The organism is Pseudarthrobacter sulfonivorans, assembly GCF_024391045.1.
GTDB lineage: Bacteria > Actinomycetota > Actinomycetes > Actinomycetales > Micrococcaceae > Arthrobacter > Arthrobacter sulfonivorans_B.
Genome location: NZ_JANFCZ010000004.1, coordinates 90,307 through 115,043 on the forward strand (window position 1 = coordinate 90,307; position 24,737 = coordinate 115,043).

Genomic DNA, 24,737 nt, shown 5'->3' on the forward strand with positions numbered 1-24,737 from the left:
ATGAGCTCACAGCCTTCCCAGTCGACGCCATCCATGCCCGGCAATGACAACCAGGCACCCCGACCCCACAGCTCACAGAGCCACACGCCGCAGGCACTAAGCCTGGACGACGCCCTCCAGAAGGCCGGCTTCTACCCGCCGCTGGTGGCTGACGTCGTGGACGACGCCTTGGACGGCCGCGAATGCGTGGCCCACCTGGTGCACCTGGAAACCCACTTTGACCGGGCTGAGGTCCGCCGCCACATCACGGTGCTGGTCCTGACCTCCGACATGCTGGTGATCACCCACGTGGATGACCAGCAGCTCGATGAGGCCGGCGAACAAATCGTCGCCCAGATCTCCACCGAGTCCGTGCCGGTGGCGCAGATCCGTTCGGTGGTCCTGAGCTACATGTATTCCCAGCCACAAAACTACAAGCCCTCCGATCCGGTCAAGGAAGTCACCCTTGCCATCGCCTGGTCCGGCGGCCAGCGCCTGGACATGGGACCGGCCAGCTGCGGTGACCCGCAGTGCGAGGCTGACCACGGCTACAGCGGCACCATCGCCCAGGAAGACATCGTCCTGCGCATCAGCGCCGAAGCAGACGGCCCCCAGGCAGTCCAGGATGCCAAACTCTTTGCCCGCGCCCTCCGGGCCGTGAACACCGGTTCCACAGCCCCGCTGCTCCACACCGGCCAGGCCATCCAGCCCCGGCCCCGGACCGGCGTGTTCGGCAACAGGCTCAGCCGCGGGCACCAGCGCTGAGATGCCGGAGCAAGCAAAAACAACAACCTCTGGAGCTCTGTCCGAAGGGACCACCCGGCCACTGAACATGCCGCCGGCCCCCGCCTTTGGCAGGCGGTCCGTTGCCGAGGTCCTCACCAGCGCCGCGGCAAGCCTCGGCGTGGAGGGGTTCACCAATACCCTGGGGCTGCCGCCCGCGCAGCGTGTCTGTGTGGTCCTGGCGGACGGGCTGGGCCGGAACCTGCTGAAGCAAAAGTCCGCCCACACCCCCTTCCTGCGCTCCGTTATGCAGGCCGGGCAGGGAGAAGTTCCGGTGTCGCTAGACTCCACCTTCCCCTCAACCACGGCAGCAGCCCTGGCCAGTTTTGGCACCGGACTCCCGCCCGGCCGGCACGGCATGGTGGGATATGACGTCCTGGACCCCGTGCAGGACAAAGTGGTCAACATGCTGGGGAACTGGGACGCCAACGTCGACCCGCTCGCCTGGCAGCCACACCCCACTGTGTTCGAGCGCGCCGCCGCTTCAGTCACCGTCACCACCGTCAGCCTGCCGCAGTTCGGCAATTCACCGATGACCCAGGCAGCATTGCGCGGCGGCAATTTCGTCTCCGCCGTCACGGCCCACGCCCGCACGGCCGCCGCCGCCGAAGCGATGGCAGTGGCCGGACCTTCGCTGATGTACTTCTACGTCAACGAACTGGACAAGGCAGGCCACCGCTACGGCTGCCAGTCCGAACAGTGGGAACACCAGCTCGAAGAGCTGGACGCAACCGTCAAACGGCTCAATTCCGTCCTGCCGGCCGGGACCACCGTCCTGCTCACCGCGGACCACGGCATGTTGGACGTGCCGGAACAGCAGCGGATCGACTACGCGGCGGACCTGTCGCTGATTGAGGGGGTTCGGCATACAGCCGGAGAACCGCGGATGGTGCACCTCTACCTTGACGACCCGGCCGAGGCCAGCGCCCGCGAGCGGCTGCTCGCCGCCTGGCGGTCCCGCTTTGGCGACAGGATCTGGGCATTTGGCCGGGAAGACGCCGTCGCAGCCGGTCTGTTCGGGCCCGTGAGTCCTGCCGTCGCGCCCCGGATGGGGGACGTGATGATTGCCGCGCGGGATGCTTTGGCCCTCTATGACACCCGCCGGGTGCGGCCTGCGGCCATGGAAGTGGTGGGCCAGCACGGGTCACTCACCAAAGCCGAACGTGAAGTTCCGCTCCTGTGCTTTGCGGCCGAAGGAAAACCCCGCCGCCGCTGAGGCTTATTCCCGCTTGGTGCCGAAAACGATCTCGTCCCAGCTGGGCACGGTGGACCGTTTCGGCTTGGCCGGCTGACGCTCCGGCGAATCGGCCTCATGGTGCCGGCCCGGTGCCGGCTGATCGCTCCCGGCCGCGTAGGCTGCCCGACGGGGGCCGCCGCCCAGGAGTTCGTCCAATCCCACACTCGGGGCCCCCGCACCGGAGTCTCCCTGGCCTTCAGCCGGGGCATCCGGAGCCGCAGGACGCAGCGGGGACGCCACAATGGTGATTTCCCGCGTCTCCGTGCTGACGCCGTCGTGCAGTTTCAGGATGTCATCCTCATCGTCGGCGTCGCGGTGCGGCGGAATGAGGCTGAGGCGCGAGAGCATGGACGGACGCCCGTCACGCCTGCGCACCAGGGGATCCCCGGGCGCCGCCGGTGCTTCGCTTTCCGGCTCGGTGCCCTCCGCAGGTGCGTCGTCCGCGCCGGCCTGCTCCGGGTCCTCATCTGCCTGCTCCGGCACAACCTCAGACGGGCGCGGGTGCGCGGCCGGAACTCCGTGGGTCAGCAGCAGCGCCAAGGCGTCGTCGGCGTCCTCGTCCACACCCAGGCGCTGGCCGCGGCGGGAACGAAGCATATCCAGCAGTCCATCGGATTCCTTGGCCGGCACAACGGGCTGCGGACCGGTCGCGTTGCGGGCAGCGGCCTCAGCGTCGGTTTCAAAGTCGAACGGCCGGTCCGACACTGCGGTGAGCCGGCGTGCGGGGACGGGGCCGTCCAATGGTTCGAGTTCGCTCAGCTGCTGGGCCCAGCGGTTGGTGTTTTGCAGCGATTTCCGGGCCGGGCTAAAGGTCCACAGCGCCGGCGGCCCCTCACCGATACCGGCGTGGCCTTCCCGCTGCGGTTCGAACCGGGCCGCAACCGTCCAGCTTCCGTCCTGGCGCCGCCAGGAATCCCACTCAACGGAGGACGGCTCAACGCCGTGGGCAGAAAGCCGGTGCCTGACCATGTCATCGAGGGTGGCGGGGTTGTCCCCGAAAATTGAGCGGTAGGTGTCGTGCCCGGGGGAAGGTGAGGCCACTTCCACCTTGCGCGCCTGCTGGGCCACGTATTCCCGCTCAGCAAGGACCGGGCCCTCGTACCGCTCCACCTTGGCAAGGGGCAGCCCGGAGAGCTCGGCCACTTCCGCTGCGGTGGCACCGCTGCGGATCCGGGCCTGAATATCCCGCGGCGACATGGCAACGGACGCAACGGCATTCGCCGTTTTCGCCGAAGACCGGCTGGCCGCCCGCAGTGCTTCATCAATCGGCAGCCGGAACATCTCGCCGCCGGCACCGCTCAACAGGAGATGCTCCCCGTCGTCGTGTACGCCTACAAGCCGTAGATCCTGCATGCAAATCCTCCACCCTGGCATTACTATCAATCGAAACTCTGCCACTGACGCGCCCTGTTTTCGGTTAGGAGCAAGGGCGCGCCGCGATATTCCGGGACTGCAGCGGGGGAGGCGGACGAAAACGCGCTTGCCGCGGGCGCCAGGATTCCCGGCGCCGATGCGTTTTTCGCAGGTCTTCCTTCCCGGGTCCGGAAATTCCCGGCTTCCGGCGGACCTGACGTTCCGGGGGCGTTACTTCCCGGAGAGCGCGGCGGCGAGTTCCTCGGGCCGCCGTGAGGAGGCCAGCCAGTAGGGCGTCCGGTCGGAGGGGTCGGTGATCTCGATCCGCACCACCGGATCAATCCAGCCCCGGATGCAGAGGTAGGCGAGGCCGTTGAGCTTCGTGCCTCGCTGCGCCGTCGCGTCCTTGCCCCTGAAGGTCTCCACGGAGCCGATGAACCGGCGATCGATGGTGGCCCGGCCCACGGTCAAGGCCTCGTCGGTGACCATGATGGTGGGAGTCGAGAGCACCAGCAGGATGGCAATGATCGCAAACATCACCACCGCGGCGGTGTAGCCCGCTCCCATGCTGATGGGAGCGAGAACCAGGATGCCGGCGGCGGAGATCCCCGCCGCGATGATCCAGATCCAGACGTTGGGCCACAGCCTCTCCCGGAAAGCCGCCGGGGCACCGGCGGGCGGGACATTGGGGACAGGTGTGGCTGAACTGGATTCGGGCATGCCATCAGCTTTCCATCTTTGGGCGGCTAATTCATCTTGGCCGCCCGCCGGGGTCGCACACGCGTCTAGGAGGGACCGGTGGCTGCGCGTTAGAGTGAGTGACTGTGACTGACGAACTCGCCACTGTTGAAACCGCTCCCGGCCCCGGTGCCTCCGGCTCTGGTCTGTCCGGCTCTGCGCCGGAACCGGCCGCCCCCCACGCCGCACCTGCCCTGCACGCTGCCCCCACGCTCCAGGTGCAGCTGAAAATGCTCGACGCCGGCCTGGCAGCGCCGTCGTACGCGCACCCCGGTGATGCCGGCGCGGACCTCAGGGCAAGGGAGGACGTGGTGTTGCAGCCAGGCGAGCGGAAACTGGTGCCCACGGGCGTCGCCATCGCACTTCCGGACGGCTTTGTCGCGCTGATCCACCCCCGGTCCGGCCTCGCCACGAAGCACGGACTGACCATCGTCAACGCGCCGGGCACAGTGGATGCCGGCTACCGCGGGGAAATTTCCGTGACGCTGCTGAACACCGACGCGCGGGAGGCCATCGAACTCCGGCGCGGCGATAGAATTGCACAAATGGTCATCCAGCGGGTGGAATACGCGCAATTTGTCCCTGTCAACGAATTGAGCGAATCCGTTCGGGGCGCCGGCGGGTTCGGTTCCACCGGCGGATTCACCCCGCAAAACGCCTGACCGCCGCCACCAGCATGCAACCACAACGTACACGCGGCGGCGCAAAGGCTGCCCCCTGCAGCGTTGATGATTTCAGCGGGGCAAAGCGCCCGGCCGGGTGCTTTCACAACTAAGGAGACAAACCCATGGTTTTTGGGCTCGGCAGGAAATCCAAGAAGGCACAGGACGCCGAACTGGACGAATCCTCCACGCAGGCGGAATCAGAGGAGTCCCTTCCGGCAGCCCCGGAAGATACGGACCGGCGGGCCAATGGACCCTTCGATGTGTCCGAAATCGACAGCCGTGACGGCTACGTTGATCTCGGGGCCCTGCTCATTGCTGCGAGTGAGGGACTTCAGCTCCGGCTCGAGGTCGAGGAAGCAACCCAGCGTGTGGTTGCCGTGACCATGGACCTGAACGGTTCAAGCCTGCAACTGCAGGCCTTTGCGGCCCCCAAAACCGAGGGTCTGTGGGACGAAATCCGTGAGCAGATCGGCCAGTCCGTGGGAAGCCAGGGCGGTCAGGTGGAGGAAGTCGAGGGCGCCTTCGGCACTGAACTGGTGGCCAAGCTGCCTGCCGGCGCCCCGGATGGCAGCCAGGGTTACCGGGTGGCCCGCTTCATCGGCGTGGACGGACCGCGTTGGTTCCTGCGCGGGGTCCTTGGCGGCGACGCGGCCATGGAGCGTGAGGCCGCTGCTCCGCTCGAAGCCCTGTTCCGCCGGATCGTGGTGATCCGTGGCGACAGCCCCATGCCGCCGCGGGACCTCCTCCAACTCCGCCTGCCCAAGGACGCCAGCACCACGCCGCCGCCTCACGCCCCCGAATTCACGGAGCCGGAGCGCGGCCCGGAAATCACCCAGATTGGCTGAATCCCAGGGGTCCCCGGACCCGACGCCGCAGGCCGGGATTCCGGTCAGCCGGCTCCCGGAAAAGGGCCGGGTCCTGTGCCACGGGTACATCGAATCGGTGACGTTCCTGCCGCCCAATGAAAGTCCGGCGTTCACGGCGATCGTCGCGGATCCCGACGATGCCCGTCCGGGTACCGGGGCGGGCGCCGGTCATGTAAACGAAAAGCGCCTCCGCGTGGTCTGGTTGGGCCGGCGCAGGGTGCCGGGCATCGAAGCCGGCACCGAAGTGCGCGTCGAAGGCATGCTGACCCAAAGCCACGGCCTGCCCACCATGTTCAATCCGCGCTACGAAATCATCTCCAGCCAGGAGCACTAATGAGCCCGTCCCAGCTGCCCGAACCGCATTCCGGACCGATTTCCGGACCTGTTTCCGGCCCGGGCCGGCCCAGTCCGGAACCGGACCATCCCGAAGTGTCCGGGCCTGAACAGTCCCCGATGGCCGGACTTGCGGAAGGTTATGCGGCCAAAGCGGGGCTGCACCGCACCCATGACGGCCGGATCGACGTCCTCAAGAGTGCCGGCGGCATTCAGGGCATCGCCGAGAGCATCGTGCCGGGCCTGGTTTTCCTCGTGGCGTTCACCATCACCAGGGACCTCACACCGTCGCTTGTGGCGGCACTGGCATCCGCCGCAGTTTTTACCGTGGTCCGCCTCGCCCAGCGGCGCCCGCTGACCCAGGCCCTCGCCGGTGTCGTGGGCGTGGGCATATCGGCCTGGCTCGCCAACACCACAGGCAAGGCTGAGGACTTCTACCTTCCCGGTTTCTTCACCAACGCCGCCTACATCCTCGGCATGGTCCTCTCCATTGCCGTCAAGTGGCCTTTGGCGGGCCTGCTGTTCGGTTTCATCCGCAACGAAGGCGTTGAATGGCGGAGGGACCCAGCCCGGGTCAGGGCCTACCGCCTGGGCACGTGGATCATTGTGGCTGTCCTGGTGCTTCGGCTGCTGGTCCAGGTCCCGCTGTACCTGATGGGGCCGGACGGACTCGCGGCCCTGGCCACCACCCGCCTGATCATGGGTGCCCCGCTGTACATCCTGGGCGTGTGGATCGCGTGGCTGGTCACCCGGCCAGCACCGGCCGCCGCCGACGCTCAGCCGTCGAAGCCGTCGTCCTCCGGCGCCTGATACCCGGCGGGCTGCACGCCTTCGTGTGCGTCGTGGCCGGCAGCCTCACCCGTTTCCGCGGACAGCAGTGCCCGCAGTTCGTCTTCGGCGGCGATGGTGGTGACAAAGAACAACTCGTCGCCGCCGTCGATCACGTCGTCGCGGCTGGGTGTAATGGGCGCGTGGTCACGGAGGATAGCCACCAGGGTGGCGTCTTCCGGCCAGCTGATGTCGCCAACTGTCAGGCCGATGACATGGGAATCGTGCGGCACGGTGAACTCCACCAGGGAGGAAACCCCGGTCTGCAGCGTCAGTAACCTGACCAGGTCACCGATTTCCACCGCCTCTTCCACGAGCGCCGTCATCAGCTGAGGCGTGTTGACGGCCACGTCCACGCCCCAGGAATCGTTGAACATCCAGTCGTTTTTGGGGTTGTTGACCCGGCCCACGGTACGGCCCACGCCGAATTCGGTTTTTGCCAGCAGTGAGACCACCAGGTTGACCTTGTCGTCCCCCGTTGCGGAGACCACGACGTCGGCGTCCTCCACTTTTGCCCCCTGCAGGGTACTGAGCTCGCAGGCATCGCCCACCAGCCAGTGCGCGCCGCGCAGACCGCTGCGGCCGATGACCTCAGGCTTCAGGTCGATCAGCAGGATGTCGTGTTTGTGCGCCAGCAGTTCCCTGGCGATCGAGGACCCCACACTGCCTGCACCGACGATGACAACTTTCACTACAACTCCTTGGCAGGTGCTTTGGCCAGGATCTGGGCGACCTGGGAACTGCGGTCCACCGGCAGCATGGCATGCACGGTGTCGCCGTCTTGGTAGAGGGTGCCCGACTGGGGCAGCATGCCTTCGCCGAACCTGGTGAGGTACGCCACCCTGATGCTGGCAGCTTTTTCGATCTCGGTAATCCGGTGGCCGATCCAGCCGGTCTCAAGATCCACTTCGCTGAGCACCAGCCGCCCCGAGGGCTCGCGGAAATCGCCGGCGAGGTGCTGCTCGGGCAAGATGCGGCGCAGCACCTGGTCCGCGCTCCAACGCACGGCAGCGACGGTGGGAATGCCGAGCCGCTGGTAGATTTCGGCCCGGCCGGGATCGTAGATCCTGGCCACAACATGGGGGACGTGGTAGGTCTCGCGCGCCACCCGGGTTGCCAGGATGTTGGAGTTGTCACCGCTGGACACAGCGGCGAAGGCGTAGGCCTCGGCCACTCCGGCCTGTTGGAGCGTGTCCCGGTCGAAGCCCACACCGGTGACTTTGCGCCCGGTGAAGCCCGGGCGGAGCCGGCGGAACGCCCGGTCGTCCTGGTCGATGATCGCGACGGAATGGCCGGCGTCCTCCAGCGTGTGCGCCAGGGTCGCCCCCACCCGGCCACATCCCATGATCACGAAATGCGCCACCGTGTTTCCTTACCTTCCGTCGGCTGTTGCTGCTGCAAGAACTCTACCGGCAGGCCGGGTACGGCAGCCGCTTCGACGCCGTCATGACATGCGCCGCGAATAAGACTAGCTTTGTGGAGTGCTGACAATATTGAATGCCGTCAAACGGGTGCTGGTGGGCAGGCCCTTCAGGAATGACAGGCTCGCCCACACCCTGCTGCCCAAACGGATAGCACTGCCGGTGTTCGCCTCCGACGCATTGTCCTCAGTGGCCTACGCGCCGGACGAAATCCTCCTGACCCTTGCCCTCGCCGGGGTGAGCGCCGTGGCCATTTCGCCGTGGGTGGGCCTTGCCGTCATGGTGGTCCTGCTGACGGTGGTGGCGTCCTACCGCCAGAATGTCCATGCCTACCCTTCCGGTGGTGGAGACTACGAAATCGCCAACGAAAACCTCGGTAAGTACGCCGGGCTGACGGTGGCCTCCGCCCTCCTCGTGGACTACGTCCTGACCGTGGCGGTCTCGATGTCGTCCGCTGCGGCCTACCTCACCACGGCAATTCCCTCCCTGCACGGGCAGCAGGCGCTCCTGGCCACCATCGGAGTGGTCCTCCTCGCGCTGGTCAACCTCCGCGGGATCAAGGAGGCCGGGACCGTTTTCGCGGTTCCCACCTACATTTTTATGGCCGCGATCCTTGGCATGACGGCGGTGGGCGCCTTCCAGGCGATCACCGGCCAGCTGGGCGAGGCGCCCTCGGCGAACTTTGAGATTGTGCCTGCACCCGGCTTCGACCAAGGCCTGGTGGGACTGGCCGGCGCCTTCCTGCTCCTGCGGGCCTTCTCCTCGGGCGCCGCCGCCCTGACCGGTGTTGAGGCCATCAGCAACGGGGTGCCCAACTTCAAGGTGCCCAAGAGCAAAAACGCGGCCACCACGCTGCTGTTGCTCGGTTCCATCGGCGCTGCGATGCTGGCAGGCATTATCTACCTGGCCAACGCCACCCGGGTCCATATTGTGCTTGACCCGGCCACCGAATTCCTCCTGAACGGCCTGCCTCTGCCCGAGGGCTACATCCAGACTCCGGCCATCAGCCAGATCGCGCAGACCATCTTCGGCCCCGGGTCCATCCCGTTCTACATCGTGGTGGCGGCCACCGGCATTATCCTTGTGTTCGCCGCGAACACGGCGTTCAACGGCTTTCCCGTGCTGGGCTCCATCCTCGCCCAGGACGGCTACCTTCCCCGCCAGTTGCGCACCAGGGGAGACCGCCTGGCCTTCAGCAACGGCGTCATTGCCCTGGCCGCCGGCGCACTGGTACTGATCGTGGCGTTCAACGCCGACGTCACCAAGCTGATCCAGCTCTACATTGTGGGCGTCTTCATCTCATTCACCCTCAGCCAGCTGGGCATGATCAGGCACTGGGGCAGGCACCTGAAGCTTGCCAAGGACAAGGCCGTCCGGCGGCGGATGATGAAGTCCCGCACCATCAACACCATCGGCTTCGGCATGACGGCCCTGGTGCTGGTCATCGTGCTGATCACCAAGTTCGAACAGGGGGCCTGGATCGCACTGCTGGCTATGTTCATCCTGTTCCTGATCATGTGGAGCATCCGCGCGCACTACGACAATGTGGCCAAGGAGCTGGCCGTGGACGAGGACTCCTCCCCGCGGGCCCTGCCGTCCCGTGTGCACGCCGTCCTGCTGGTCTCGCATGTGCGCAAGCCCGTGCTGCGCGCCCTGGCCTACGCGCGGGCGTCACGGCCCTCGCGGCTTGACGCCATCACCGTGGACATCAACGCCGAAGAGACCGCCCACACCGTGGCCGACTGGGAAAAGCTGGAGATCCCGGTGCCGCTCACTGTCCTGGCGAGCCCGTACCGCGAGACCATCACCCCCATCATGGAATATGTGAAGAACATGCGCCGCGACTCGCCCCGCGACCTCGTGGTGGTGTACATCCCCGAGTACGTGGTGGGCAAGTGGTGGGAGCAGCTGGTCCACAACCAGACAGCACTGCGCATCAAGACCCGGCTGCACTTCGAACCTGGCGTCATGGTGGCCAGCGTTCCGTGGCAGCTTAAATCGTCCGAAGAAGCCAAGAACCTGCAGGATATCCAATGACCCCACAGCCCACGTCCGCCACCGCACCCGCCCAGGAGGCCGCCGTCGAGCTGGTACTCGACATTGGCCCGGTGGCCCATGGCGGCCACTGTGTGGGCCGCCACGAAGGCAGGGTGATCTTCGTCCGGCACGCGATTCCCGGCGAAAAGGTCCGTGTCCGCGTGACCGAAGCGGGGGAGTCGGCCAAATTCTGGCGGGCCGACGTCGTGGAAGTGCTGGCGGCCTCCCCCGACCGCGTGGAGCACTTCTGGCACGCGGCGGATTCCCTCCGGTCGTGGCAGCATGGGCACCCGCCCGTGGGCGGTGCCGAATTCGGCCACATTTCCCTGTCCCACCAGCGCGGCCTGAAATCGGCGGTCCTGGCGGAACAGCTCAAGCGCCTCGCCGGCGTCGAAGCGTTGCCCGGAATCCAGGGCCTGGACACGGTGAACCTGGTGGAGGCAGTAGAGGGCGGCGGCCCTGCGTCCGCGTCCGGGGCGGATGCAACGTACGACGCCGGGACCGGGCTTGGGTGGCGGACCCGGGCCAGCTTCTCGGTCACCGCCGGCGGAAAACTGGGCATGCACGCGCACCGTTCGGACCAGGTCATTGCCGTCCGGGAGATGCCCCTGGCCTCCGAGGGCATTAACCGGTTGCGGCTGTGGGACCTCGACTTCCAGGGCATCGAACGCGTTGAAGTAGCAGCGCCGTCGAACGGTTCACGCCCTCTGGTGCTGCTCGCCCCGGCACCCGGAACCAGCCCCAAACGGCTCAACGCTGTCGCCGCCCAGCTCCCGGACGACGTTTCCGTGGCCTCCTTCGATCCCCTCACCGAGGAAGTCAGCCAGTTGCGTGGCCGGACCTGGGTGCAGGAGTCAGCCGCCGGCCACGAGTACCGGGTGACCGGTGCGGGCTTCTGGCAGATCCACCGCGACGCGCCCGGGACCCTTGTGGGTGCTGTCACAGAATTCCTCCACGCGGGCGGCTTCCTCCAGCCGGGTTCAGTGGTGGCGGACCTCTACGCCGGAGCCGGGCTGTTCACGGCGCCGCTGGCGGATGCGGTAGGCCAGACGGGCGCCGTCCTTTCAGTGGAAGGCTCCCCGGGAACCAGCCGGGACGCCCGCAAGAACCTCCATGGGGCCCCGCAGGTGGAAATCGTGCAGGGCCGCGTGGAGCGCATCCTCCGCCAGAAACCGCGGAATTTTGATGCCCTGGTGCTGGATCCACCCCGCGCGGGCGCGGGCAAGGCCGTGGTCAGCCAACTGGTTGCCGCCGGACCGCGTGCCGTTGCCTACGTTTCGTGTGATCCGGCGTCGTTTGCCCGTGACGTGGGGTACTTCCAGCAGGCGGGGTGGTCGCTGGCCGGACTGCGTGCGTTTGATCTGTATCCGCACACCCACCACCTGGAGACGGTGGCGTTGCTGACGCCGGCCCGGGGAAGATACTAGGATGACGGTAGTAATCCCACGTCGCGCCGTATTCACGGGTGAGTATTCACCGCTGACCTCTGCAATTTTGTGGCCAGCACTACTTAGGCCTGCCTAACTAGCAAGCGGTCTACCGCGCGACAAAGATGAAACTGTTGCGAGAGGAGTCCTGCGATGAGCACAGTGGACAGCTTCGGTTCAAAAGGCAAACTTAATGTAGCCGGAACCGAATACGAAATTTTCCGGTTGAACTCCGTTGAAGGTGCAGAAAACCTTCCGTTCAGCCTCAAGGTATTGCTTGAGAACCTGTTGAGGACCGAGGACGGCGCGAACATCACTGCCGATCACGTGCGTGCCTTGGCCGGCTGGGACCCGAACGCCCAGCCCGACACAGAAATCCAGTTCACGCCTGCCCGCGTGATCATGCAGGACTTCACCGGCGTCCCCTGCGTGGTGGACCTGGCGACCATGCGTGAAGCGGTCAAGGAACTCGGCGGCGACCCCAAGCGGGTCAACCCGTTGGCTCCTGCGGAAATGGTCATTGACCACTCCGTCCAGATCGACGCTTTCGGCAACTCCGGCGCACTGGAGCGCAACATGGAGATCGAATACCAGCGCAACGGCGAGCGTTACCAGTTCCTTCGCTGGGGCCAGACGGCGTTCGACGACTTCAAGGTTGTGCCGCCGGGAACCGGCATCGTGCACCAGGTCAACATCGAGTACCTGGCGCGCACGGTCATGACCCGCGAAGTTGACGGCGTGGTCCGGGCGTACCCCGACACCTGCGTTGGCACCGACTCGCACACCACCATGGTCAACGGCTTGGGTGTCCTGGGCTGGGGCGTTGGCGGTATCGAAGCCGAAGCGGCCATGCTGGGACAGCCCGTCTCGATGCTCATCCCGCGCGTTGTGGGCTTCAAGCTGACCGGGTCCATCCCCGCCGGCGCCACCGCCACGGACGTTGTGCTGACCATCACCGAGCAGCTCCGCAAGCACGGTGTGGTGGGCAAATTCGTGGAATTCTATGGCGAAGGCGTCGCGGCCGTGCCGCTGGCCAACCGCGCCACCATCGGCAACATGAGCCCGGAATTCGGTTCCACGGCCGCAATGTTCCCGATCGACGACGTCACATTGGACTACCTGCGCCTCACCGGCCGGTCCGAGGAGAACGTCGCCCTCGTGGAGTCCTACGCCAAGGAGCAGGGCCTCTGGCACGATCCTTCCAAGGAGATCAAGTTCTCCGAGTACCTCGAGCTGGACCTGTCCACGGTTGTTCCCTCCATCTCCGGCCCGAAGCGTCCCCAGGACCGCATCGAGCTCACGGATGCCAAGGAGCAGTTCCGCAAGGACATCCACAACTACGTCGCCATCGAAGACGGCAGCGTGGACGAGTCCCTCGACGAATCGTTCCCGGCCTCGGATGCGCCGTCCTTCACGCACGCTGACTCGCACACCACCGAGACCAGCCGTGTTGTGTCCGCAGCGAACGGCGCCAACGGGCGTCCGAGCAGCCCGGTGCACATCAAGACCGAAGACGGCCGCGAGTTCGAGCTGGACCACGGAGCGGTGTCCATCGCCTCCATCACGTCCTGCACCAACACGTCCAACCCGTCCGTGATGCTGGCAGCCGCGTTGCTGGCCCGCAACGCCGTCGAAAAGGGCCTCGTCGCCAAGCCGTGGGTCAAGACCTCCGTGGCTCCCGGCTCCAAGGTAGTCACCGACTACTACGAGAAGTCCGGACTGACCCCGTACCTGGAGAAGCTTGGCTTCTACATCGTGGGCTACGGCTGCGCCACCTGTATCGGCAACTCCGGCCCGCTGGACGCTGAAATTTCCGAGGCCATCCAGGCCAACGACCTTTCCGTCACCGCCGTGCTGTCCGGTAACCGCAACTTCGAAGGCCGGATCAACCCGGACGTAAAGATGAACTACCTGGCCTCCCCGCCGCTGGTCATCGCCTACGCCCTGGCCGGTTCCATGGACTTCGACTTCGACACCGATTCCCTGGGCAAGGACGAAGCCGGCAACGACGTCTTCCTGAAGGACATCTGGCCGAACCCGGTTGAGGTCCAGCAGGTCATCGATTCCTCGATTGACAAGGACATGTTCGCCCGCGGCTACGAGGGCGTTTTCGACGGCGACGCACGCTGGAAGGCGCTCGACACGCCTGCCGGTGACACGTTCGCCTGGGATCCGAACTCCACGTACGTCCGGAAGCCCCCGTACTTCGAGGGCATGAAGGCGCAGCCGGAGCCCGTCCAGGACATCACCGGCGCACGCGTGCTGCTGAAGCTGGGCGATTCGGTCACCACCGACCACATCTCACCGGCGGGTTCCTTCAAGTCGGACACCCCGGCCGGCCAGTACCTGCTGGCCAACGGTGTGGAGCGCAAGGACTTCAACTCCTACGGTTCACGCCGTGGCAACCACGAAGTCATGATCCGCGGCACGTTCGCGAACATCCGCATCAAGAACCAGCTCCTGGACGGCGTCGAGGGTGGCTTCACCCGCGACTTCACCCAGGCCGACGGCCCGCAGGCATACGTCTACGACGCCGCCCAGAACTACCAGGCAGCCGGCACCCCGCTGGTGGTCCTGGCAGGCAAGGAATACGGTTCCGGATCCTCCCGTGACTGGGCTGCGAAGGGCACGGCGCTCCTGGGCGTCAAGGCCGTCATCGCCGAAAGCTACGAGCGCATCCACCGCTCCAACCTGATCGGCATGGGCGTCCTGCCCCTGCAGTTCCCGGCCGGCGAGTCAGCGGCCACCCTGGGCCTGACCGGCACGGAAACCTTCTCGGTTGAGGGCGTCACCGCCCTGAACGAAGGCACCACGCCCAAGACCCTGAAGGTCACCGCCACCGCCGAAGACGGAACCGCGAAGTCCTTCGACGCGGTACTGCGCATCGATACCCCGGGTGAAGCGGACTACTACCGCAACGGCGGCATCCTGCAGTACGTCCTGCGCCAGATCTCCGCCAACTAGTAGGTTTCTGCTCACCGCAGCATCCTCCCGAAGCCCCGGCCGGTCAGCGACCAGCCGGGGCTTCGGCTTTGCATTTCACCCAAGGCGTTAGAGTTAATAGGCACGTCTACCACCCGAAGGAGGGGTCATTTGGGAATCTTGGACACCATCCGGAATCCGCAGGACCTGCATGGGTTGTCCCTGGGGCAGCTCGAAGAACTGGCTGATGAAGTCAGGAGCTTCCTCATATCCAATGTTTCCCAGACGGGTGGACACCTGGGCCCCAACCTCGGTGTGGTGGAACTGACACTGGCCGTACACCGCATCTTCGATTCACCGCGCGACAGCATCGTGTTCGACACCGGGCACCAGTCCTATGTGCACAAGCTCCTGACCGGCCGCCAGGATTTCAGCACCCTGCGCCAGCAGGGCGGCATGTCCGGCTACCCGTCCCGTGCAGAGTCTGAACACGACATCGTGGAGAGCTCGCACGCCTCATCGTCCCTTTCCTGGGCGGACGGCATTTCCCGCGCCCGGCAGCTCACCGGAGAAGGTGACCGGTACGTCGTCGCGATCGTTGGTGACGGTGCGCTCACCGGCGGAATGGCCTGGGAAGCCATCAACAACATCGCGGCGGACAAACGGCGCCGTGTGGTGATTGTCGTGAACGACAACGGCCGCTCATACGCACCCACCGTCGGCGGCTTCGCCGACTATCTCGCCTCGCTTCGTCCCACCATTGATTCCTTCCGCGCTGCACCCGCCTACGAGGGCACCCTGGACTGGTGGAAGAAGAAACTCCAGAACGGCGGCCCGGTGGGCCAGTTCACCTACAAGAGCCTGCACGCCATGAAAAAGGGCGTCAAGGACTGGTGGGCGCCGCAGGGGATGTTCGAAGACCTCGGCATGAAGTACATCGGTCCCGTTGACGGTCACAACCTCCAGGCCATGGAACATGCCCTGTCGACGGCCAGGAACTACGCCGGGCCCGTCATTGTCCACGCCATGACCGAAAAGGGCCACGGCTATGCACCCGCCCGCGCCCATGAGGCAGACCAGTTCCACGCTGTAGGCATCATCGACCCCGAAACCGGTGAGCCCACGGGAGCCTCCGGCGCACAGTCCTGGACCTCTGTTTTCGCCGATGAAATCGCGGCCATCTCCGACGAGCGCCCCGACATCGTGGGCATCACCGGTGCGATGCTGATCCCCGTCGGGCTCCACAAATTCGCCGCCAAGCATCCCGACCGCGTGATCGACGTCGGCATTGCCGAGCAGCACGCACTGACCTCCGCCGCCGGCATGGCGTTCGGCGGACTCCATCCGGTGGTGGCTGTCTACGCCACCTTCCTCAACCGTGCCTTCGACCAGCTCCTGATGGACGTCGCCCTGCACAAAGCCGGCGTCACAATCGTGCTGGACCGCGCCGGCGTGACCGGTCCGGACGGGGCCAGCCACCACGGCATGTGGGACATGGCCATGGTCCAGATTGTGCCGGGGCTGCACCTTGCCGCGCCCCGCGATGCCAACAGGCTGCGAGAAGAGCTTCGAGAAGCCGTCGCCATCGATGACGCGCCCACTGTGGTGCGCTTCTCCAAAGGCACGGTAGGGGCCGAAGTGGAAGCCATCGAGCGCCTCAGCGACGGTGTGGACGTGTTGGCCCGCCGCCCCGCAGGCTCATCGGAGAACGACGTCCTGATCGTCAGCGTCGGCGCCATGTCCGAACTGGCCCTGGACGTCTCCAACCGGCTCGGTGCCCAGGGCATCAGCACCACGGTGGTGGACCCGCGCTGGGTGCTGCCCGTGCGGCGCTCCATCATCGCACTCGCCTCGCATCACCGGCTGGTCATCTGCATCGAGGACGGCGTCCGCGCCGGCGGAGTGGGATCACGGATCCGGCAGGAAATGCGCGCCGCCGGAGTGGACACCGCTCTGAATGAGGTGGGCCTTCCCGCGGAGTTCCTGGACCACGGCACCAGGAGCCAGGTCATGGAACGCGTCGGCCTGACGGCACAGCAAATAACGCACGACGTCGTCGCTCAGGTTTTGGGAACAAAGGTTCCGTTTGCCCGCCCGCTGCCGGGCCAGGAGCACCCCACCACCGGCAGCCTCCCGATCCTGTGAGGGACGAAGACGCCCTGAAGTATCCTGGCGCCGCAGGGGAATACGGGCCGGCCACGCACACCAGCACCACGAGGATTCCGGCAGGACTCCAGCCAGGCCAGCTGGTGGTGGCGAGGAACCGGAAGTGGAACGGGAAGGCCCACTGGGTGGTGCCGGGCAAGTATCTGGGGGAGGACCGGCACGGCTGGTGGATCTTCCAGGGAACCAATGAGTTCTGCTCGCGGCCCGGCGCCGCGTTCTACACCCGCTCAGACGCGGTGCTGCTGGTGCCCCGGTCCGGGGACTGGGTTGCCACCTTTTACGATTCCGCCCACCCGAACGGGGTCCGGATCTACATTGATCTCGCGGTGGCCCACGAGTGGACTGAAATCCGGCCGGCCGTCACCGAGTTCCATGTGATCGACATGGATCTGGACGTCATCCGGATGGACGGACGCGGCGTCTTTATCGATGACCAGGACGAGTTTGCAGAGCATGCAGCCACCATGAACTATCCGGAACTCCTGGTGCACGACATCCAGGTGGCCACGGAAGAGCTTTATCAGGCCGTCAAGGCGCAACAGGCACCGTTCGACGGTTCAGACGTTGAATGGTTTACGAAGGGTCGGTCATGAGCGGCATCATCAGGGTCTACAAACGGGACGACGAGGGAGTGCTCCACTTCCGTGAAGGCTGGTTCGACGAGGACTACAGCCAGTTTGTAATGAACTACGGCGTGGTGGGCCACCAGAGCACAACCGAGGAAACCGACGTTGCCGACGCCGCAGCCGCGGAAGGCCTGATGGATGCCTTCGCGGTACAGTGCGCGGAGGACGGCTACGCCGAAATCCCCGACGACGAGCAGTTCTGGGTGGTTGCCCAGTTCGCCCTCAAAACCAAGGAAGGCACCGACCGGGACCGCTACCTTGAGGAAAAAGCCAAGAACGCGCTCATCAGCCACCTGGCCTGGCGCGGTCTGGGAACTGTTGAACGCTGCGAATTCAGCGAGTACAAGCTGAACATCTTTTGCCTGTGCCCGGACGTCAACAAGGCCGTCAACGCCATCAAGGTCTGCAGCCGCGGCGAGGACCTGGACTTCACCAAGCTGAGCATCGGCGCCGCTGCGTTCAGCGAACCGGCAAACTTCAAACTCAAGCACTCCGCGAAGCCCGCCAACAGCTTTAGTCTCTAGGGGAAAAACACATGACTGCATACCGCCGACTGGGTATATCGGGGCTGTCCGTCTCCGTGGTGGGGCTCGGCTGCAACAACCTGGGCCGCGCCAATACCGTGACCGAATCCCAGGAGGGGACTGACGCCGTCGTGCATGCGGCGCTGGATGCCGGCGTCACGCTCTTTGACGTTGCGGACAACTACGGCAAGGAGCCGGGACTCAGCGAAACCATGCTCGGCAAAGCCCTCGCCGGGCGGCGCGACACCGCCGTGGTGGCCACCAAGTTCGGGATGGACCTGCGCGGCGCCAACGGTCCTGACTTTGGTGCCAGGGGCTCCCGGCGCTACATTGTGCGGGCAGCGGAAGCGTCGCTGCGCAGGCTCGGCACGGACTGGATTGACCTGTACCAGTTCCATACCCCGGACCCGCTGACCCCCATCGACGAAACCCTGTCCGCCCTCGATGACCTGGTCACCAGCGGCAAGGTCCGCTACATCGGGCACTCAAACCGGGCCGGCTGGCAGATTGCCGAGGCGGAATTTGTGGCCCGCGCCAACGGCGGGACGCGGTTTATTTCCACCCAGAACCACTACAACCTCCTGGACCGGCGGGCCGAGCTCGAAGTCACGCCCGCGGCCGAGGCCTACGGCCTGGGAGTGCTGCCCTATTTCCCGCTGGCCAACGGTTTGCTCACCGGAAAGTATTCGCCGGACACCGCACCTGCAGGGTCCCGGCTGAGCCATACGCGGACCAACATGGTGCACGACGCCGATTGGGACCAGCTCGGCCGCTTCAGCGCGTTCGCGGCAGAACGGGACCTGACCGAAGTTCAGGTTGCCTTCTCCTGGCTGGCGGCGCAGCCGTCGGTGGGCAGTGTGATCGCCGGGGCCACCAAGCCCGAACAGATCCGCCAGAATGCCGAGGCCGTTGCCTGGACACCCACGCCGGCCGAGCTGGACGAACTCGACACGATCTTCCCGAAGGTCCCCAAAGTCGCACTCTTCTAGGAGGAACGCCGATGACCAGGCTCCTGCTGGATGTTGACACCGGGATCGACGACGCCCTGGCGCTGGCCTACCTGGCCTCCCTTCCCGACGTGGAGTTCGCGGCCGTCACGGCGTCGCCGGGAAACGTGGACGCGCACCAGGTGGCGCTAAACACGCTCGCCATGCTGGAGCTGTGCGGACGGACAGGGGTGCCGGTCGCCGTCGGCGCTGAGGGTCCGCTGGCCATCCCGCTGGTGACCACGCCGGAAACCCACGGACCCCAGGGCATCGGCTACGCCGTCCTGCCGCCGCCGTCCGGAACGGTATCGCCCCGGCATGCCGCTGACCTGTGGGTGGAGGCGGCCCGGGCCAGCCCGGGGGAGCTGACGGCCCTGATTACGGCGCCGCTGACGAACTTTGCGCTGGCCATCCGGCGTGAACCCCGGCTGCCCGAACTGCTGGGCAAAGTGGTGATCATGGGCGGCAGCTTCTACCACCAGGGGAACACCACCCCGACCGCCGAGTGGAACACCCACGTTGATCCGCAGGCGGCCAAGGAAGTCTATGCAGCCTACCGTGGCCTGCCGGTGGACCGGTTGCCCATCGTCTGCTCGCTGGACACCACTGAGCGGATCGAGCTGCGGCCCGAGCACGTGATGCGGCTCGCCGAGGCAGCGGGCTGCTCGGAGCGTGAGCTGGTGCTGCCAAAGCAGCCTGAAGGGCTCAGGAGCACCGCGGACAGCCCGCTGGTACGGCACCTGTCCGATGCCCTGCGTTTCTACTTCGAGTTCCACCGGCTCTACGGGCAGGGATACGTGGCGCACGTGCACGATTACTTCGCCGCCGGTGTGGCAGCCGGGAGGCTCGACTACGCGACCCGCCTGGCCACCGTGGACGTTGAAGTGGAATCGGCGCTGTTGATGGGCACCACCGTGGCCGACTACCGGAACCTGTGGAAGCAGCCGCCCAACGCCCGGATCGTCGCGGACAACAAGCCTGAGCAGGCGTTCGGGGAATTGATCCGGTCCATCGGCGGCCTGGCGGCACGGCTGCGCTGACCCTGCGGCCTCCCGGCGGGCCCCCTGCCGGCCGCGCCTGCGGAGCCGCGCCTACAGCGGCGCGTCGGCCGGCACGTCCACGTCCAGCGCCAGCAAGGCGTTTTCCACCACCTCGGTCAGCGCCGGGTGGATCCAGTACGGCCCACGTGCCAGGTTGGGCACCGTGGTGGACAGGGCGATTGCCTGGACCAGCGGCTGGATGAGGATGGACGCCTCGTGGCCCATGATGTGTGCTCCCAGCAGCAGGCCCGTGGACCTGTCGGCGATCAGCTTGACGATTCCCTCGGCGTCCTCCATTGCCCAGCCATACGCGGTGCTGCCGTATTCCTGAACAGCCACCACAACATCCTCCCCGTCACGGGCGCCGCTCCGGGCTTCCTCCTCCGTCAGGCCGACGGCGGCGACTTGAGGATTGCTGAACACCGCAAAGGGAACGCCGGTGTAGTCGATGCTCCGCAGCCCGTCCGGGTGTTCGAGGTTGTGGGCCACCACCCGTGCCTCCCGGTTGGCCACGTGTTTGAGCTGATATCGGTTGGCGATGTCACCCAGTGCATAGACACCCTCCAACGGTTGACCGCCGGCGAGGATCCGCAGCTGCCCGTCCACGGACAACGTCCCGTCCGCGTTCAGGTCAAAGCCGGCCGCGCCGGCGTCCAGCCGGTCCGTGTTGGGAACACGTCCCGTGGCCAGGAGCACGATGTCCGTCTCGAGACGCAACTGCCTGCCGTCGCCGTCGTCGAACACTGCAGTGACCCGGCCGTCCCCGTTGTCCTCCACAGACCGCAGCGCGAAGCCGAGCTCCAGCTTCCAGCGCCGGGCGGCGGCCTCGGCGAAGTGCCGTGCAATTTCCTCGTCATTGCCACGAAGGAGACGCCCGGACCGGTTGACTTGGACCACTTCGGACCCGAAGCCGTGGAAGATGGCGGCAAACTCCGCGGCGATGTATCCGCCGCCAACCACCACCACCTGCCGGGGCGGCCCGTCGATGCGCATGACGGTGTCCGAGGTATGCACCTGGGGAAGGTCCATGCCGGGGACGTCCGGCTTCACCGCCCGGGAGCCGGCGGCCACCACCACCTGGTCGGCGGTGATGCCGGTACCGGACTCCGTCCGCAGCGACCTGGGCCCGGTGAAACGCACGAACTCCTCATAGAGATCAACGTTCTCCAATTCCTCTGCCCGGTAGCGCCGGCCGTCGTCGGAGATGGCATCGATCCGGCCGAAGATCCGGTCGCGGATGGCATTCCAGCGCACCTTCTCAAGGGTGAGGTCGACGCCGAGACGCGAGGCTTCAGCGGGAACGGCTGCCAAGGCCGACGGGTACACAAACATTTTCGTCGGGATGCAGCCGACGTTCACGCAGGTGCCGCCGAAGACACCGCCGTCGATGAGGGCAACCCGCTTGCCGTCCCAGAACGGGGTGATCAGGGAGTTGCCGGATCCGGAACCGATGATGGCGAGATCGTAATGGGGCATGGTTCGGCCTTTCCGTAGTCAGCGGCGCGTCGAGGCGGGTTTTCAGGGAGTCTACGCTGCATTCTCCGCGCCTGTCCGTCCCGGTAGAATGGACCGCGGACCGGGCCGGCGCTGATGCCCCCGGCTGCCGCCGAGGTGACATAGGCGGCGTTTCGCGCCGCCCGGACATGCCGGGTGTCAGAACCTGCCCCCCAGAAGGAACGCCATGTCATCGCCATCTCTCACGTTGCCGCCACACACACCGGCCGCAGCCCGGAAGCGCCGCCTCCTGGAAATTCTCGGCGCCCTGGCCATCGCAGGGACCTACATCTACCTGGTCCTGAACCAGCCCGACGACATTACCGGCGGCCCCGGCAGCGCCTCGGCGCTGACAGCACTGTCCGGGTTCCTCGTGGGAGCCGTCCTGCTGATCGTGGCCGTGCTGCCCACGCTTCCGGTGTCCACCCTGGTGCTGATTCCGGTTGCCCTGGTGCTTAACATCGTGCTGGGCCAGTTCGTGGGGAGCACGTTGGTGCCCTTTTACCTCGACGCCATCGGCACCGTGCTGATCGCCGTCCTGGCCGGTCCGGCGGCAGGAGCTGCCACCGGCGCCCTGAGCAGCATCATCTGGTCCTTTTTCAACCCCACGGTCCTGCCGTTCGCCGCCGGCGCCGCCCTGATCGGCTGCCTTGCCGGGCTCGCCGCGCGCTACGGGCTCTTCCGCCGTTTCTACCTCGCCCCCGTGGCCGGTTTCCTGACCGGGATCATCAGCGGCGTGGTCTCCGCTCCCGTTGCCGCCTTCGTCTTTGGCGGCACGTCGGGCCTGGCAACCGGCGCCATCGTCAGCGCCTTCCGTGCCATGGGTGACAGCCTGCTGGCGGCCATCACCAAGCAGGCTTTGATCTCGGACCCGATGGACAAGGCCATTGTTTTCACGCTCGTGGCCCTCCTGGTGTACGCCCTGCCGCGGCGCACCAGGCTGCAGTTCCCCTTCGTACGGCGCCACCGCGTGCTGGCCGGCCGGAACTCCTGATCCGTCCCTGATGCGCCTCCACCCCCTGACGTCGCTGGCGGCTGCCGGAAGTACTGCGGTGATCACGACGGCGGCCGCCAGCTGGCCGCTGTCCGTCGCCGTTTGTGCCGGTGCCGTGGGGCTCGCGCTGGCGGCCGGAATCGCTCACCGGCTGCTCCCGGCCGCAGTCGCGATTCTGCTTCCCCTGGGGTTGTCCCTGCTGGTGCTGCACGGACTGTTCTTTCCCGGGGGAATCACCGTGCTGGCTGAGTGGGGACCGGCGCGGCTGACGGCCGAAGGCCTGGAGTTCGCCGCCGAACGAACGGCGCAGCTTTCGGCCGCCGTCCTGGCGCTGCTGTTGTTTTCCTTCCGTGTCAGCGTGCCTGACCTGGTGGCGGCCCTGTCGTCGCGGGGAGTCAGCGGCCGGTTCGCCTATGTCCTGGCCTCGACCCTGACCCTGTTGCCGGCCATCAGCGGGCGGGTGCTGCGGATCCGGCAAGCGCAGGAATCCCGCGGCCTGGTGATCCGCCGGGGCTGGGTGCAGCGCATGGTCGCGTTCCGGCTGCAGGCGGTGCCGCTGGTCTTCTCCCTGGTTGACGAGGCCGGAACACGCGCCCAGGCATTGGAGGCACGCGGGTTCGGCAGCAGGGGCCCCCGCACGAGCTACCGCGAGGTTCCGGATCCGCCATTCCAGCGTGTGCTCCGGCTGGTGCTGTTACTGGCCGCTGTTGCTGCCATCGCGGCCCGGGTGGCGCTCCCGACGGCGGGTGCCTGAGGATGTCCGGCACGTTCACTCCGGCGCTGGCGGCCCGCGTGACGAGCTTCACGTACCACGGTGCTTCGGGCCCGGCACTGGCGGGTGTCAACGTGTCGGTGGCTCCAGGATCCCTGACAGCCGTCCTGGGCGGTTCGGGCAGCGGCAAGTCAACCCTGGGGCGGCTCCTGGCCGGTTGGCTGCGTCCCGGCAGCGGCGGCGCCATGGATGGATTCCTGGAACTGGCCGGCACCCGGCTCGAGTTCCGGGGAGCGCCGGAGGATCCACGGATCGACCCGGCCGGGTGGTGCCGGCAGGTTGGTTTTGTGCCGCAGGACGCGGCGGCGTCGTTGTCCACCGTTCGTGCCACCGTGGCCGAAGAGCTGGCCTTCGGCCTGGAGAACCTCGGGACGGGCCGGCCGAAGATGCAGGAGGCCGTCCGCCGGGTGGCGTCCCTCACCGGGCTGGGCAATCTGCTGGACCGTGACCCGGCCAGGCTCTCAGGGGGTGAGCTTCGCCGCCTCGCCATTGGCTGTGCCGTTATCACCAGCCCGCCGGTACTGGTACTTGACGAACCTTTCGCCTCGCTGGACACCGACGGTGCTGGGGCCCTGACGGTCCTGCTGCGGAACCTCGTGGCCGGTGGCACCGCCGTCGTCGTTTTGAGCCAGGCCGTGCACGCCCTGCTGTCCGACGCAGACCGCTGGATCCTGCTGCATGATGGCGCGTCGGTCATGGCGGGAACGCCGGCGCAACTGGCCACCACTCCTGATCTCGCCGCCGCCGGTGTCGTGGTGGCCCGGAACGAACGGGACGGATTGCCGCCGGACCAGGCGGCCCGGGCCCGTCCAAGAGGGGGCGGAACTGCGCCGTCGGGCGTTCCGGCGCTGGAGCTCCGCGATGTCAGCTTTGCCTATGAACGGCCGAAGGACCGGAAGCGGTTGGGCCGGTCCGCCCTACGCACGCCCGGGCCCTCGGTCCTGAACGGCGTCAGCCTTTCAGTGCACCCCGGTGAAATCGTTGCCGTCATCGGGCCGAATGGTGCCGGCAAGTCCACCTTGCTGCGGCACTTGAACGGGCTGCAGCAGCCGCTGGCCGGCAGCGTCCGGGTCAGCGGGCAGGACATCGCCGGGCTGCTCCCCGGCAGGGTGGCCGCGGATGTCGGGCTGCTCTTCCAGGAGCCTCGGGACCAGTTGTTTGAGCGGACAGCGGAGCGGGAAGTCGGCTTCGGGCTGGCTGGCGGCCCTGCTGCCACGGCCTCGGTGGGACGGGCTTTGGCCGCCGTGGGCCTGGCGGAGGTGGCCCAAAAGCACCCCGCTGAACTGCCGGCCTCGCAGCAGCGGCTCCTCGCACTGGCCACGGTGCTGGCCAGGCAGCCGCGGGTGATGGCTTTGGATGAGCCGACGGTCGCCCTCGACCGCCACAGCCTGGCGATGCTGGACGCAACGGTGCGGCACGCCGCGGAGGAGGGCGCCGCCGTCGTCCTCGTAACGCATGACCTGGCCTATGCGCGCTCCCTGGCGCACCGGCTGGTACGCCTCGACGCTGGCCGCCTGCGGGACGTGTGAAGCCCCCCTCGGAGTTT

General features: G+C 66.6%; 22 protein-coding genes. 17 read left to right on the top strand and 5 right to left on the bottom strand.

What is annotated here, in order from left to right; all coding sequences use genetic code 11:
- Positions 1-744 (top strand): DUF5998 family protein, encoded by a 744-nt coding sequence (locus tag NQJ30_RS04265; protein ID WP_255768501.1) that lies wholly within the window; start codon positions 1-3, stop codon positions 742-744.
- A gap of 1 nt (position 745) precedes the next feature.
- On the top strand, positions 746-1,978 hold the full coding sequence (locus NQJ30_RS04270) for an alkaline phosphatase family protein (protein ID WP_374113215.1): 1,233 nt from the start codon (positions 746-748) through the stop codon (positions 1,976-1,978).
- A 3-nt stretch (positions 1,979-1,981) separates the two neighbouring features.
- On the opposite strand, the gene sepH is transcribed toward NQJ30_RS04270, so the two are convergent.
- Positions 1,982-3,352, bottom strand: a complete 1,371-nt coding sequence (sepH, locus tag NQJ30_RS04275) for a septation protein SepH (RefSeq protein WP_255768503.1) — start codon at positions 3,350-3,352, stop codon at positions 1,982-1,984.
- A 231-nt stretch (positions 3,353-3,583) separates the two neighbouring features.
- Entirely contained in the window at positions 3,584-4,072 is a 489-nt protein-coding gene (locus NQJ30_RS04280) for a DUF3093 domain-containing protein (protein ID WP_255768504.1), read from the bottom strand.
- 164 nt (positions 4,073-4,236) lie between these two features.
- Here NQJ30_RS04280 and dut point away from each other — a divergent pair, with 164 nt between their 5' ends.
- The 4 genes from dut to NQJ30_RS04300 all read left to right on the top strand — a co-directional run bounded on the left by dut (position 4,237) and on the right by NQJ30_RS04300 (position 6,764).
- A complete protein-coding gene (gene dut / locus NQJ30_RS04285) occupies positions 4,237-4,752 on the top strand; it encodes a dUTP diphosphatase (protein WP_255768608.1) in 516 nt (171 codons plus the stop codon).
- 125 nt (positions 4,753-4,877) lie between these two features.
- A complete protein-coding gene (locus tag NQJ30_RS04290; protein ID WP_255768505.1) occupies positions 4,878-5,600 on the top strand; it encodes a DUF3710 domain-containing protein in 723 nt (240 codons plus the stop codon).
- Positions 5,593-5,955 (top strand): hypothetical protein, encoded by a 363-nt coding sequence (locus tag NQJ30_RS04295; protein ID WP_255768506.1) that lies wholly within the window; start codon positions 5,593-5,595, stop codon positions 5,953-5,955. The genes NQJ30_RS04290 and NQJ30_RS04295 overlap by 8 nt, the downstream gene beginning before the upstream one ends.
- Complete coding sequence (locus NQJ30_RS04300) at positions 5,955-6,764, top strand: DUF3159 domain-containing protein (protein ID WP_255768507.1); 810 nt, start codon at positions 5,955-5,957, stop codon at positions 6,762-6,764. Before NQJ30_RS04295 ends, NQJ30_RS04300 begins: the two co-directional genes overlap by 1 nt.
- Here NQJ30_RS04300 and NQJ30_RS04305 read toward each other — a convergent pair.
- A complete protein-coding gene (locus NQJ30_RS04305; protein WP_255768508.1) occupies positions 6,731-7,474 on the bottom strand; it encodes a potassium channel family protein in 744 nt (247 codons plus the stop codon). The genes NQJ30_RS04300 and NQJ30_RS04305 overlap by 34 nt on opposite strands.
- Positions 7,474-8,145, bottom strand: a complete 672-nt coding sequence (locus tag NQJ30_RS04310) for a potassium channel family protein (RefSeq protein WP_255768509.1) — start codon at positions 8,143-8,145, stop codon at positions 7,474-7,476. The genes NQJ30_RS04305 and NQJ30_RS04310 overlap by 1 nt, the downstream gene beginning before the upstream one ends.
- 118 nt (positions 8,146-8,263) lie before the next feature.
- Here NQJ30_RS04310 and NQJ30_RS04315 point away from each other — a divergent pair, with 118 nt between their 5' ends.
- The 8 genes from NQJ30_RS04315 (at position 8,264) to NQJ30_RS04350 (ending at position 19,931) form a co-directional block, all read left to right on the top strand.
- Entirely contained in the window at positions 8,264-10,240 is a 1,977-nt protein-coding gene (locus NQJ30_RS04315; RefSeq protein WP_255768511.1) for an APC family permease, read from the top strand.
- Positions 10,237-11,667, top strand: a complete 1,431-nt coding sequence (locus tag NQJ30_RS04320; RefSeq protein WP_255768512.1) for a class I SAM-dependent RNA methyltransferase — start codon at positions 10,237-10,239, stop codon at positions 11,665-11,667. The genes NQJ30_RS04315 and NQJ30_RS04320 overlap by 4 nt, the downstream gene beginning before the upstream one ends.
- A 153-nt stretch (positions 11,668-11,820) precedes the next feature.
- Complete coding sequence (gene acnA, locus NQJ30_RS04325) at positions 11,821-14,631, top strand: aconitate hydratase AcnA (RefSeq protein WP_255768514.1); 2,811 nt, start codon at positions 11,821-11,823, stop codon at positions 14,629-14,631.
- Positions 14,632-14,760: 129 nt separating this feature from the next.
- Positions 14,761-16,734: a 1-deoxy-D-xylulose-5-phosphate synthase gene (gene dxs, locus NQJ30_RS04330; protein WP_255768516.1), complete on the top strand. Its 1,974-nt coding sequence runs from the start codon at positions 14,761-14,763 to the stop codon at positions 16,732-16,734.
- A complete protein-coding gene (locus tag NQJ30_RS04335) occupies positions 16,731-17,348 on the top strand; it encodes a DUF402 domain-containing protein (protein WP_255768517.1) in 618 nt (205 codons plus the stop codon). The genes dxs and NQJ30_RS04335 overlap by 4 nt, the downstream gene beginning before the upstream one ends.
- Positions 17,345-17,905 carry a hypothetical protein gene (locus NQJ30_RS04340; RefSeq protein WP_255768518.1) on the top strand — a complete coding sequence of 187 codons (561 nt, stop codon included), beginning with the start codon at positions 17,345-17,347 and terminating at the stop codon, positions 17,903-17,905. Before NQJ30_RS04335 ends, NQJ30_RS04340 begins: the two co-directional genes overlap by 4 nt.
- Before the next feature lie 11 nt (positions 17,906-17,916).
- On the top strand, positions 17,917-18,894 hold the full coding sequence (locus NQJ30_RS04345; RefSeq protein ID WP_255768519.1) for an aldo/keto reductase: 978 nt from the start codon (positions 17,917-17,919) through the stop codon (positions 18,892-18,894).
- Between the two features lie 11 nt (positions 18,895-18,905).
- Positions 18,906-19,931 (top strand): nucleoside hydrolase, encoded by a 1,026-nt coding sequence (locus NQJ30_RS04350; protein ID WP_255768520.1) that lies wholly within the window; start codon positions 18,906-18,908, stop codon positions 19,929-19,931.
- 51 nt (positions 19,932-19,982) lie between these two features.
- Here the strand turns inward: NQJ30_RS04350 and NQJ30_RS04355 are convergent, their stop codons facing one another.
- Positions 19,983-21,407 (bottom strand): mycothione reductase, encoded by a 1,425-nt coding sequence (locus NQJ30_RS04355; RefSeq protein WP_255768521.1) that lies wholly within the window; start codon positions 21,405-21,407, stop codon positions 19,983-19,985.
- Between the two features lie 205 nt (positions 21,408-21,612).
- Between NQJ30_RS04355 and NQJ30_RS04360 the strand changes: the two genes are divergently transcribed.
- From NQJ30_RS04360 to NQJ30_RS04370, 3 genes are read left to right on the top strand one after another with little or no spacing between them, the layout of a single operon-like run.
- Complete coding sequence (locus NQJ30_RS04360; RefSeq protein WP_255768522.1) at positions 21,613-22,419, top strand: ECF transporter S component; 807 nt, start codon at positions 21,613-21,615, stop codon at positions 22,417-22,419.
- A gap of 10 nt (positions 22,420-22,429) precedes the next feature.
- Entirely contained in the window at positions 22,430-23,173 is a 744-nt protein-coding gene (locus NQJ30_RS04365) for an energy-coupling factor transporter transmembrane component T (RefSeq protein WP_255768523.1), read from the top strand.
- Positions 23,174-23,175: 2 nt separating this feature from the next.
- Complete coding sequence (locus NQJ30_RS04370) at positions 23,176-24,720, top strand: ABC transporter ATP-binding protein (RefSeq protein WP_255768524.1); 1,545 nt, start codon at positions 23,176-23,178, stop codon at positions 24,718-24,720.
- The last annotated feature ends 17 nt before the right edge of the window (positions 24,721-24,737 follow it).

What these genes read in the sequence shown, in the direction of transcription:
- NQJ30_RS04370 (WP_255768524.1), top strand. Translation starts at nt 23,176, where the DNA reads ATGTCCGGCACGTTCACTCCGGCGCTGGCGGCCCGCGTGACGAGCTTC.
- NQJ30_RS04345 (WP_255768519.1), top strand. Translation starts at nt 17,917, where the DNA reads ATGACTGCATACCGCCGACTGGGTATATCGGGGCTGTCCGTCTCCGTG.
- NQJ30_RS04270 (WP_374113215.1), top strand. Translation starts at nt 746, where the DNA reads ATGCCGGAGCAAGCAAAAACAACAACCTCTGGAGCTCTGTCCGAAGGG.
- NQJ30_RS04340 (WP_255768518.1), top strand. Translation starts at nt 17,345, where the DNA reads ATGAGCGGCATCATCAGGGTCTACAAACGGGACGACGAGGGAGTGCTC.
- NQJ30_RS04355 (WP_255768521.1), bottom strand. Translation starts at nt 21,407, where the DNA reads ATGCCCCATTACGATCTCGCCATCATCGGTTCCGGATCCGGCAACTCC.
- acnA (WP_255768514.1), top strand. Translation starts at nt 11,821, where the DNA reads ATGAGCACAGTGGACAGCTTCGGTTCAAAAGGCAAACTTAATGTAGCC.
- NQJ30_RS04265 (WP_255768501.1), top strand. Translation starts at nt 1, where the DNA reads ATGAGCTCACAGCCTTCCCAGTCGACGCCATCCATGCCCGGCAATGAC.
- sepH (WP_255768503.1), bottom strand. Translation starts at nt 3,352, where the DNA reads ATGCAGGATCTACGGCTTGTAGGCGTACACGACGACGGGGAGCATCTC.
- NQJ30_RS04300 (WP_255768507.1), top strand. Translation starts at nt 5,955, where the DNA reads ATGAGCCCGTCCCAGCTGCCCGAACCGCATTCCGGACCGATTTCCGGA.
- NQJ30_RS04290 (WP_255768505.1), top strand. Translation starts at nt 4,878, where the DNA reads ATGGTTTTTGGGCTCGGCAGGAAATCCAAGAAGGCACAGGACGCCGAA.
- NQJ30_RS04350 (WP_255768520.1), top strand. Translation starts at nt 18,906, where the DNA reads ATGACCAGGCTCCTGCTGGATGTTGACACCGGGATCGACGACGCCCTG.
- NQJ30_RS04365 (WP_255768523.1), top strand. Translation starts at nt 22,430, where the DNA reads ATGCGCCTCCACCCCCTGACGTCGCTGGCGGCTGCCGGAAGTACTGCG.
- NQJ30_RS04320 (WP_255768512.1), top strand. Translation starts at nt 10,237, where the DNA reads ATGACCCCACAGCCCACGTCCGCCACCGCACCCGCCCAGGAGGCCGCC.
- NQJ30_RS04280 (WP_255768504.1), bottom strand. Translation starts at nt 4,072, where the DNA reads ATGCCCGAATCCAGTTCAGCCACACCTGTCCCCAATGTCCCGCCCGCC.
- NQJ30_RS04360 (WP_255768522.1), top strand. Translation starts at nt 21,613, where the DNA reads ATGTCATCGCCATCTCTCACGTTGCCGCCACACACACCGGCCGCAGCC.